The organism is Proteiniphilum sp., assembly GCF_034331125.1.
In the GTDB taxonomy this organism is placed as follows: domain Bacteria; phylum Bacteroidota; class Bacteroidia; order Bacteroidales; family Dysgonomonadaceae; genus Proteiniphilum; species Proteiniphilum saccharofermentans.
The window spans coordinates 46,105-56,453 of sequence record NZ_JAXQGC010000049.1; the positions used below are offsets into that span (position 1 = coordinate 46,105).

The window sequence follows — 10,349 nt, forward strand, 5'->3', positions numbered from 1 at the left end:
CCCTAAATCACGGTTTCCCGTGACCGGCATAAAGCTGTTTTTAACTATGCTAAACTAAAATAGGAACAAGTCAGCGAGCCTTCTTGATCGCTTCCTCAATAGCTTTACTGAATACCGGCAGATCGCCTGGTACTCTTGATGTGATCAGGTTACCATCTATTACCAGTGCTTCGTCCACGTAATTCGCACCGACTTCCTCCAATTCACCGCGGATAGATCCCACAGCCGTGGTAGTTACATCCTTAAGCACTCCTGCCCTAGCCAATACTTGCGGGCCGTGACAGATAGCCGCCACCGGCTTCCCTGAATTGAAAAAGTTCTTGGCGAACTCCACTACCGTCGGGTCTTCTCTCAATGCAGCAGGGGCTCTTCCTCCAGGTAGTACCAGCGCGTCAAATTCATCGACGCTCACCTCTCCGACTTTCTTTTGTACAACTATTTCAAAATCGCTGTTATAGGCTTTCACCCGTCCCGTTTCAGGACCTATCACCGTAATATCCATATCTTTATTTTCCAGATAACCGATCGGCATATAAGCCTCGGCATCCTGGAATCCCTCAGTAAGCAATACTGCTACATGGGGGCGATTCACTGCTTGCACATCCGGTACAATCACTTCCGATCGTCTCTCTTCACTGCTACCGCTACCGGTACATCCGGCAGCAAACAATACAATACTCAACATACAAAACGCGTTTAAAATGATTCTCTTCATAATGATCAATATTATGGGTTTGAAATTAAAATTGTCAAATCCATTTATCTTTACATCTACAATCAAACAAATCCAACTACAAGATTAACAACTGTTTTTCTGATATTGTTCACTCTTTTTGAAAGATAGAAGAGATGATCCGGTTTTCCTTCGCTTGGCATATTTTTATATCTTTGTTCTTTATTCTTTACTCTAACTAATGAAATCTGAATTTGAAAAAATGCGCAGTGGAGAGTTGGCCGACTTCTCTGATCCTGAAATACAGGAGAGTTTCAGGCACTCGAGGAAATTGTGCATCAAGCTGCAAACGATGACGATCTTCGATGACGATTACCGGGAAGTGATCAGTCAACTTATACCGGATCTTCCCGCCTCAAGTACGGTCTGTCCGCCTATCCAATGCGATCACGGAAGTTCCTTCATTATAGCGGAAAATGTTTTTATTAACTATAATGCTATGTGTATCGGCGGAGGATATGTTCGTATAGGCAAACATACTCTTATCGGTCCCAATTGCCAGTTCTACACACCCAATCACCCGATGGATCATGTGGCGAGACGGGAAGAGAAAGAGTACGCCTATCCTATTACCATCGGTGAAGACTGCTGGCTGGGTGGCAATGTGACTCTTCTCCCCGGGATAACCATCGGTAACCGATGTATCGTAGCAGCCGGCAGCGTGGTTACCAAAAATGTGCCGGACGACTGTATGGTAGCCGGCAATCCCGCCACCATTAAGAAACGATTGAACCAGTAAAAAGTCATAACGCGTCCGGCTTCACTTTCTTATTCCGATTTCAAACTTTCCACGGGATTCACCTTTATTGTTCGCCACAACTGCCATAGAACAGTTAGAATGGTTATTACAGAAACCAGTAAAAGCGCAAGGAAGAAAGAGCCAATGGAAACATCCACCCGGTAAGCGAACTGTTGCAGCCAACGCTCCATAAACCACCATGCCAGCGGTACACCGATGGCAAAACCAGCAACAATCCAGACAAATATCGGTTTGAGCAGCAACCACAGTATCTGATACGTTTTTGCACCGTTTATTTTTCGGATACCAATCTCTTTGGTTCGTCGGCGGACAGCATAGAATGAAATACCAAACAAACCGAAACAGGTAAGTAAAATACTGATCAATGAATACATTTGCAGTAAATCCGACATCTCGGTTACTTTACTATTCCGACTTATAAATGTACGATAAACATCAGCATAGGTAAAGTATTCATCGGGATAAGTCTGCCCCCAAACCCGTCGTATATTTTTTATTGTTGCACCATTATCATTTCCGTCTAACCGGATTTGCATAGCTGTAAGCCTATCCTCAAGGGACGAAATCCGCGTCATCTTTACCGCCATCGCTTTCTTTTCGAGTGAATTGAAATAGAAATCTTCTACTACTCCTGCAATCACAGACACTGAATCAAGCGAATTCATATACTTTCTCAACGGTTCTCCAATCAGTTCTTCTACGGGTTTTTCCACCAGATTGGCAAAGGTTTGGTTCACAAACACAGCCGATCCATACTTTTCGGGTAATGTCTCCCACTCGCTTCCTGCAATCTGATGAAGCTGAAGGACACGAAACAATCCTTCATCGCCCGACAGTCCGAATACAGTGGTCTGGAACTTCTCACCGTTTTCCTTCTGCATATCGGCATGCATAATCCATACGTTCATCAGTGACATGTTTCCCAGTGAAATACCCGATACACCCGGGACAGATTGCACCTTTTGTTTAAATAGGCGTAGGTCGGTTTCAGTTGAGGTATTCCATATCTCTATCAGATCCCTGTAACGCTCTCCGGCTTGCTTCACCAAACCCATTTGCCGGTTAGCCGTGATCATTCCCATAATCAATGCCACGCCAATTACAAACTGTGCTGTCACCAGTACTCCTATCCAATGATTCTTCTTATTCACAAACAACTGACGCACATCACCTCCCGATAATCGATTGATCCTATTACTGATAAGCAAAGCAGGAATCACTGTAAGAAGAAGGATAAGCAAAACGAAAAACGGGAAGAACGACGAACTGTAAAAGAAGGAGGGACTAAAGTCTGCCGACACAATTATAATTGTCTATGTTTAATAAATGATTTAATTCGAGAAGATACAAAAGCGATAAAGATAGTTTGTTTCATGATCCCCGTTTGATAGAATAGTCATATTATAGTCTTATTTTCAACATAATAGAATAAAAAATTAAGAGATTATTCATTTAAAAAAATTATACTATCATTAAGATCACAAATATATTGATTAAGTTTTTTTCGGACAAAATATGCCAATAAAATTAACTTAAATTAATTCTGAATCTAATTATAAAAACAACCCTTTTTGATACTATATTGGTTATGTTTTTAACTACCCATCGACCGAGCACCTTTGTAAGAACGACGGAATGATAGAGATCATTTCTTTTATTGTCAGATTATCAATATGGGCAAACCTGTTCTCAAAATCACGGGAGTCCTCCCGGTTAACCACATACAGCACTTTAGGTGTCTTAATGCTTTCCAGTTTTTTTAGGAGAAGATCCATTTCATCCAATTCTTTCCTAAAATATATCGCAGTAGTATTTTCATTATTCCCAAACAATTGAAAATAGTTAGTACGCTCTACCTCATCCAGCGTATTTTCTGCCAAAGCCAACAAATATCCGGCTTTCTGTGCCTGATTCACTTTCTCTTCATCCGAAACAGATGAAATATTATTATTCCCGACAAATGAGGTTTTATAATACTTCAAAGAATTACCCAATCCGGGGACTCTTTTCCCTTTTTTTATCACACCGTAAATAGTGTACTTGTTTTTTCTTACCTCTTCTTTTATCTCGTCGTACCGCGATTTATACTCTTCCGAAAAAAAATGGTCTCTGGCAGCACGGATTACACTATTATCCAATAGCAATTTGGTATTTAGCGCAACCTCATATAGTACCTCTTTCTGATTCTTACTCTGCAAATACCCCTGAATGATATTTTTAATCCTGGGGTAGGTCACTTCATCGGCAATATTATTCTCGTTATTGGTACACAATATCACCTGCCGCTGACCCCCATCGATATAATTCTGCTCCATTACGGCGTGTCCCGTAGTACCACTCCCCGCAAAAAAATCCAGAATAACGGCATCCTTATTGCAGGAACCGATCGAAAATATGAATTTCAGGAAATCGACGGGTTTTTTCCCATTTCTAAACTCGACACCGCCTTCATATCCCACACTATTAAATGCTTCTTCAAAATCCATGTAATTAGGATAAGGCACTTCCTTTACTTCCTTTTTATTCAAAGGGATCCCCTGAAAGTAGGAACCATTTACCTTAGCTGCCGATTCCCGCGTGAGAAAATACCTGTAGCCATACATATCTCCTCCCATATCGGGTACTTTATATAAATAACCAAACAGATGATTCCTTTCTTCCAGGTATTTCATATGGAAACGTCCGGAGCTGTTTCCCTCTTTTAATGAACCCCGGATATTGATTTTCTGGAACTTATCGGCAGAAGGGATTGATTTGGTTATTCTGTATTCTCCGGGTTTAAATACAGAGACTACTTTTGAACCCAGTGTGATTTGCTCCGGGTCATCAATCAATTCTTCTATCGTATATATATATTTCTCAATGGAACTGTTATCCTGAAGTCTTTTTATTGACTTAAATTTCGGAGATTTCCTGTAGAGTAACAGCTGCTCCGTGGTTTCATGATAATCTTTATCACCTTTAAGTATCCTGTCTTCATGCCTTACTTTCACAGTAAAGGTCGTCATGTAATTCGACGCTTGAAAAATGTGATCGCACAACAACTTCAATTGCGCATATTCGTCTTCGTTGATCGATATAAATATAACACCTTCCGGTTTTAGCAGATTGTACGCCAATTCCAGCCGTTTGTTCATAAACGACAACCAGTAGCTATGCCTTAAAGGATGGTCTTTGGGCACTTCGGAACCATCGGGAAACTTATCGAGTACTCTTTTATCCCTGTACCTGAATCCATCCGATCCGGTATTATAAGGGGGATCTATGTATATAATGTCTACTTTTTCCTTATGGGTATAGTTCAGGCAAGTCAGGGCGTGATAATTATCCCCTTCAATGAGAATATGAGTCGGTTTCTCATCCTTATTGCGGATAGACTTTTCTTTTACTTCCTCGATGACGGGCAATTGATTTTCAGATTCATCATCAAAGGTTTCAGGCACTTCCATCCAGACAAGTCCATATTTGACTGTCTTGGCCCGACTATTAGCTATGGCCAATTGTCGTTTCAATTTTCGTATTTCTGAAACAAGTTCCTGCTCCTTATTCATCTCACTCATATCCATATCCTTACAAAATCCTTACAAAGGAAATCTTTTTCCCTGTTTTTTCACACCTTTTCAAGTGAAATTTGTTGTATATATATCAGCATTAAAACTCATGGTTATGAAACAGATATTTTATTTATTCGCAGCTTTGTCATTTATGGTTGCCTGTTCGGGCCCAAAAGGGATTGTAAAGATCGAACCGAACGGAAATGAAGTAGTGCAGGAAGATTCTGTCGAATACGAGTTGATTGTATTCGATACGGGATTCGAAACATGGTATGTGCTTCAGAATTCTCCGGCGAAATACCGTTCACAACAATATTATGAGAACTGGAACCACCAATATGTTTCGGCCTGGAATTATAATGCTACCCAGCCCCGAAGAAGATCATTCTTTCAGCCAATTTACGGGTATGAGCGGGGGGTGGATTATGGTTTTGAACTGAACCATAAATTGTTTTATTATTTTCAGTATGTAGAACATGTTTTGGGAATAGAGATTATGCCAAACGGTCCCAAAGGTTTAACTTTTTAAGGAAAGGGTGGAAGAAAATAGTTACTTTTGTTCAAAAATAGATCATTATGATAAGACGATATTTTTTTACAATAGCTGTTTGTGCTGTTTCCTTTTGTGCCGTTCTGGCCCAATCCACACAAAAGCCTCCCTTGCATGGTAAACATTGGATGTCCATCACAGGAAAACCTTTAGCTGCCACAGCAGGATCGATGATTTTTCAGCAGGGAGGTAATGCGGTTGATGCGGCTTGTGCCATGCTGGCCGCCACCTGTACCATGTGGGATGTACTGAGTTGGGGAGGAGAAACCCAGGCACTGATTTATAATCCGATTAACGGTAAGGTTTTGGCAATAAATGCCCTGGGCGTGGCTCCCTCCGGTGCGACTGTTTCCTTTTTCAAGGATAAAGGATATGCTTTCCCTCCCGAATACGGCCCTTTGGCCGCCGTAACCCCGGGAACCCCGGGCGGATTATGTTATATGCTGGCGGAATACGGCACGTTGAGCCTGGAAGAAGTGTTGGCTCCGGCTATGGAGATGGCCAGGGGCTATCCGATAGATGCCCAAACGGCAAACAGTATAGAACGGAACAAGGAGCGCATTAAAGAATGGCCGTATAGTAAAGCCGTTTTTTTGCCCCATGCAGGTGGGCAAAGGGAAGCTCCGGCAGCCGGGGAGATCTTTGTACAGGAAGATCTTTTGCACACATTGGATAAGATGGTGGAAGCGGAACAGGAGGCCATCCGGCAGGGTAAAGACAGGAAAGAGGCGATCAAGGCGGCACAGGATCGTTTTTATAAAGGTGATATTGCCGAGGAATTCGTACGTGGAAGCCGGGAACAAGGCGGATTAATCACGCTTGAAGACCTGGCAGGATGGGAACCGATAGAAGAAGTTCCCCTACATACAACCTACAAAGACATAGAGGTCTATAAATTGCAGGAGTGGACACAAGGGCCCATGTTATTGCAGGCATTGAATATCCTGGAGAACTTCGATCTGCAGGAAATGGGATATAATTCGGCCCGGTATATCCATACGATTTATCAAAGCATGAATCTGGCCTTTGCCGATCGGGATTTTTACTATGGAGACCCTTATTTCTCTCCTGAATCGCCGATCCGGGGGTTACTCAGTAAAGAGTATGCCCGTGCACGATCGAAAGAGATTCGCCGGGATAAAAACGATGACCGGGTCATGCCGGGAAATCCTTACGCTTATGAAGGGAAAAACAATCCGTATGAAGCCTTACTGAAACAACGGAGTCATCTTACAGACACTACAATCATCGATCCGGAAGTAAAAGATTTTGTCCCCAGGCATGATGCCGGCAGATATATTTTAAATGATGAGCAGTTCTATCATGCGGATATTTCGTCTGTCGACGGATATAAGGACAGCCTTTACCAGGACAGGTTTACCCGGGGAACGACCAGTATCGTGGCTGCCGATAAGGAAGGATGGGTGGTGTCGGTAACACCCAGCGGCGGATGGATACCCGCCTGTATAGCAGGACGGACGGGCATAGGTATGAGCCAGCGGATGCAAAGTTTTGTACTGGACTCTATACTGAATCCTTTTAATGTGGTAGAACCCGGTAAACGCCCCAGGGTAACCCTCACCCCTTCCCTGGCATTGAAAGATGGCAGGCCTTTCCTGGCTTTCGCGGTACAGGGAGGGGACACACAGGAACAAAACCTGCTCCAGTTTTTCTTAAATGTCGTCGAATTCGGCATGACTGTGCAACAAGCATCCGAGGCAGCGAACATTAATAGTAATCAACTGTGGCTTTCACTGGGCGGGATCCGATTCGAAGACCGTATGCCCAGACCCGGAAGCATACTGCTTCGCCAGGATACGAAGAAAGAGGTGATCTACGAATTAAAGAAAATGGGATATGAAATACAATTAGGGAATCGCACGAGCGGCCCCATTAATGCCATATTGTTGGACAATGAGCATGGATCCTTTTGGGGAGGGAGCAGTAATCATGGAGAGGACTACGGCATAGGATGGTAATGGCTCTACGCTATGCCATTGAAAAAATGCCGGCTGGTTTGAAAACGGAGGCGATGGAAAAGTAAAACCAGCAAAACAAGTTCATTATGCAAATACCCGATAGTAACCAGATATACCCATTAAAAGATTACAAGCGGTTGGTTTTTCTAAAAAACATCATTAAATCGCCAAACATTATCGTAGGAGATTATTCTTACTATGATGATCATACAGACGGGTTGAATTTTGAGCAGAATGTCTTATATCATTTTGATTTTCTTGGAGACAAATTAATCATAGGGAAATTCTGCGCTATTGGCTCCAACGTCCAATTTATAATGAATGGAGCGAACCATAAAATGGATGGAATCTCGACATTTCCTTTCAATATTTTCGGTAGAAATTGGAGTGTAATTACACCCACACCGGAACAACTACCTTTCAAGGGGGATACCGTTATAGAAAATGATGTTTGGATTGGCTATAAAACTACTATTATGCCCGGAGTCAACATTGGGAATGGCGCCATTATCGCTGCACATTCCGTCGTTACGAAAGATGTAGAGCCCTACTCAATTGTTGGCGGAAATCCTGCAAAGTTAATCCGTAAACGTTTCACAGATGAACAAATAAAGAAATTGTTGAATATAGCATGGTGGAACTGGAATATTAAAAAAATTACTTCTGCACTCCCATTAATTGTGAACGGTGATATCCGTAAACTTGAAGAGTTTTATAAATCTTCAAAAGCATAATAAGGAAACGATAACCGTAAGTCTATCCTGCTTAGAGGAGCCCGTCAAATCGGAAAAACCCGGATCACGCAAGAGTTCGGAAAGAAATATTTCGACTATATGGTATAAAATAATGCAAATCATAACCCTTTACTACCAATCCACTTATCATCTTTTGTAATTTTTTAATTGTAATAATATTTATTACAATTAAAAATATACTTATATTTGCACCCGATATGAATAATACGAGATTTGCCACAGCAATACATATTTTGACCCTTCTGGCAAACGTTCCCGATGAATGGTTAAGTTCCGACTGGATTGCAGGAAGTATCAATATCAATCCTGTCATTGTCCGGAAGGAACTGGGTATATTACAAAATACAGGTCTTGTAATCAGCAGAAAGGGAAAAGAAGGCGGTTCGAAATTGAACAAGCCAAGCCATGAGATTTCATTGGCGGAGATTTACCTCTCTGTGAAGAACTCGGAAGTTTTGGGAAAAAAGAATGTAAGTCCCAACCCTAAATGTCCTATCGGTAAAGATATTAATAAGAACCTGGCGAAGTTGTTTGCAGAAACCGATCAATTGGTGACCGATTCTCTCAGGCATAAAACATTGAAAGATTTTGTAAAACAATTTCACTGATATTTTTTTAATTATAAATGTAACAGTTAATATTACAATTTGAATCGTATGAAAACAGGAATTACAGGAGCTACCGGACAGTTGGGACGTCTGGTAGTAGAGAATTTGAAAAGAAAAGTGGCTGCAGAAAATCTCGTGGCATTGGTACGTTCACCTGAAAAGGCATCGGATTTAGGCATTGAAGCCCGTGCATTTGATTACGGAAAGCCAGAGAATTTAGCCGCGGCATTGCAAGGCATCGACCATTTGTTACTCATATCGAGTAATGAAATCGGAAAACGCAGGCAACAACATGAGAATGTAATAAAAGCCGCACAACAGGCCGGAGTAAAATGGATCGTGTATACCAGTCTGTTATATGCAGACAGATCGACTTTGAGCCTGGCGGAAGAGCACAAAGCTACGGAAGACGCTTTAAAGACATCAGGAATTGCCTATACCATTTTACGTAACGGATGGTACACCGAAAATTATACGGGCTCTGTTCCCGGAGCGGTGAAAGCCGGAGTCTTACTCGGCAGTGCCGGTGAAGGAAAGATATCTTCGGCAACCCGTGAAGATTTCGCTGAGGCAGCTGCAGTTGTATTGACGAGTGAAAACCAGGAAGGAAAAGTTTACGAATTAGCCGGGGACAACTATTTTACGTTAACAGATCTTGCAGCAGAGATCTCCCGCCAGACCGGTAAAGAAATTCCCTATAAGAATCTTCCCGAAACAGAATATGCTGAAATGCTGAAAAGTTTCGGGCTACCGGAAGGAATAGCAAAGGCTATTGCAAGCTTTGATACCGGAGCATCTAAAAACGATCTGTTTGACGACAACAAGCAGCTCTCCAGATTGATCGGCCGTCCGACAACTCCTTTGATTCAATCAGTCAAAGACATATTAGGCCAATAAATAATTTGGTTATGGGCGAAAAGGTTTCTTTCCCGGAATTTTCGGGAACATCTTGCGGAAACGCACCAGATAGGTTTTAACATTACTACCGGCAATGATAAGCGTTACGGCCATAATAATCAATATAATCCCGGAGATGATGCGAAGGGTGAGAGTCTCACCAAATACTACGACCCCGAAAAATACCGCTGTTACAGGTTCAAGTGCGCCAAGTATAGCGGTTGGTGTGGAACCGATATACTGAATAGCGCTGGTGGTGCAAAGAAACGATATAGCTGTCGGGAAAACCGCCAGCGCTATAAGATTAAACCAGAGATACCATTTCTCCGGCATAATCAGGGTTGCCCCGAAATCAACACGTATCAGGAACAGAGAAAGTCCAAACAGCAAAATATAAAAAGTAATTTTGAGGGTAGCGACCTCTTTGAGTATGGGACGGTTCACTCCGACAATATAAATAGTCGAGCCTTAAAAAGCCCATTTTTATATGGTTTGTAAAATTATACTGTCCCT

At 42.1% G+C, this 10,349-nt stretch carries 9 protein-coding genes and 1 pseudogene; 6 read left to right on the forward strand and 4 right to left on the reverse strand.

The features are described from left to right. Positions 1 to 70: 70 nt before the first annotated feature. A complete protein-coding gene (locus tag U2P89_RS12325; protein ID WP_197684917.1) occupies positions 71 to 715 on the reverse strand; it encodes a type 1 glutamine amidotransferase domain-containing protein in 645 nt (214 codons plus the stop codon). A gap of 199 nt (positions 716 to 914) precedes the next feature. Between U2P89_RS12325 and U2P89_RS12330 the strand changes: the two genes are divergently transcribed. After that, entirely contained in the window at positions 915 to 1,472 is a 558-nt protein-coding gene (locus U2P89_RS12330; protein WP_091907074.1) for a sugar O-acetyltransferase, read from the forward strand. Between the two features lie 29 nt (positions 1,473 to 1,501). On the opposite strand, the gene U2P89_RS12335 is transcribed toward U2P89_RS12330, so the two are convergent. Together U2P89_RS12335 and U2P89_RS12340 are read right to left on the reverse strand one after the other, a co-directional pair. After that, positions 1,502 to 2,794, reverse strand: coding sequence for an ABC transporter permease (locus U2P89_RS12335; RefSeq protein ID WP_322191522.1), 1,293 nt, complete (start codon positions 2,792 to 2,794; stop codon positions 1,502 to 1,504). Between the two features lie 297 nt (positions 2,795 to 3,091). Then, positions 3,092 to 5,053, reverse strand: coding sequence for a site-specific DNA-methyltransferase (locus tag U2P89_RS12340; RefSeq protein ID WP_322191523.1), 1,962 nt, complete (start codon positions 5,051 to 5,053; stop codon positions 3,092 to 3,094). 106 nt (positions 5,054 to 5,159) lie between these two features. Here U2P89_RS12340 and U2P89_RS12345 point away from each other — a divergent pair, with 106 nt between their 5' ends. The 5 genes from U2P89_RS12345 to U2P89_RS12365 all read left to right on the forward strand — a co-directional run bounded on the left by U2P89_RS12345 (position 5,160) and on the right by U2P89_RS12365 (position 9,836). Further along, a complete protein-coding gene (locus U2P89_RS12345) occupies positions 5,160 to 5,576 on the forward strand; it encodes a DUF6146 family protein (RefSeq protein WP_044060180.1) in 417 nt (138 codons plus the stop codon). Positions 5,577 to 5,623: 47 nt separating this feature from the next. Further along, entirely contained in the window at positions 5,624 to 7,576 is a 1,953-nt protein-coding gene (locus tag U2P89_RS12350; RefSeq protein ID WP_322191524.1) for a gamma-glutamyltransferase family protein, read from the forward strand. A gap of 86 nt (positions 7,577 to 7,662) precedes the next feature. After that, complete coding sequence (locus U2P89_RS12355) at positions 7,663 to 8,310, forward strand: Vat family streptogramin A O-acetyltransferase (protein ID WP_322191525.1); 648 nt, start codon at positions 7,663 to 7,665, stop codon at positions 8,308 to 8,310. A gap of 218 nt (positions 8,311 to 8,528) precedes the next feature. Continuing rightward, on the forward strand, positions 8,529 to 8,939 hold the full coding sequence (locus U2P89_RS12360; protein WP_076929032.1) for an Rrf2 family transcriptional regulator: 411 nt from the start codon (positions 8,529 to 8,531) through the stop codon (positions 8,937 to 8,939). 48 nt (positions 8,940 to 8,987) lie between these two features. Then, positions 8,988 to 9,836: an SDR family oxidoreductase gene (locus U2P89_RS12365; RefSeq protein WP_322191526.1), complete on the forward strand. Its 849-nt coding sequence runs from the start codon at positions 8,988 to 8,990 to the stop codon at positions 9,834 to 9,836. Between the two features lie 9 nt (positions 9,837 to 9,845). Here U2P89_RS12365 and U2P89_RS12370 read toward each other — a convergent pair. Beyond that, positions 9,846 to 10,295, reverse strand: a pseudogene (locus U2P89_RS12370) (EamA family transporter); the annotation flags it as partial. Between the last annotated feature and the right edge of the window lie 54 nt (positions 10,296 to 10,349).

What these genes read in the sequence shown, in the direction of transcription:
- U2P89_RS12325 (WP_197684917.1), bottom strand. Translation starts at nt 715, where the DNA reads ATGAAGAGAATCATTTTAAACGCGTTTTGTATGTTGAGTATTGTATTG.
- U2P89_RS12350 (WP_322191524.1), top strand. Translation starts at nt 5,624, where the DNA reads ATGATAAGACGATATTTTTTTACAATAGCTGTTTGTGCTGTTTCCTTT.
- U2P89_RS12345 (WP_044060180.1), top strand. Translation starts at nt 5,160, where the DNA reads ATGAAACAGATATTTTATTTATTCGCAGCTTTGTCATTTATGGTTGCC.
- U2P89_RS12360 (WP_076929032.1), top strand. Translation starts at nt 8,529, where the DNA reads ATGAATAATACGAGATTTGCCACAGCAATACATATTTTGACCCTTCTG.
- U2P89_RS12340 (WP_322191523.1), bottom strand. Translation starts at nt 5,053, where the DNA reads ATGAGTGAGATGAATAAGGAGCAGGAACTTGTTTCAGAAATACGAAAA.
- U2P89_RS12365 (WP_322191526.1), top strand. Translation starts at nt 8,988, where the DNA reads ATGAAAACAGGAATTACAGGAGCTACCGGACAGTTGGGACGTCTGGTA.
- U2P89_RS12330 (WP_091907074.1), top strand. Translation starts at nt 915, where the DNA reads ATGAAATCTGAATTTGAAAAAATGCGCAGTGGAGAGTTGGCCGACTTC.
- U2P89_RS12355 (WP_322191525.1), top strand. Translation starts at nt 7,663, where the DNA reads ATGCAAATACCCGATAGTAACCAGATATACCCATTAAAAGATTACAAG.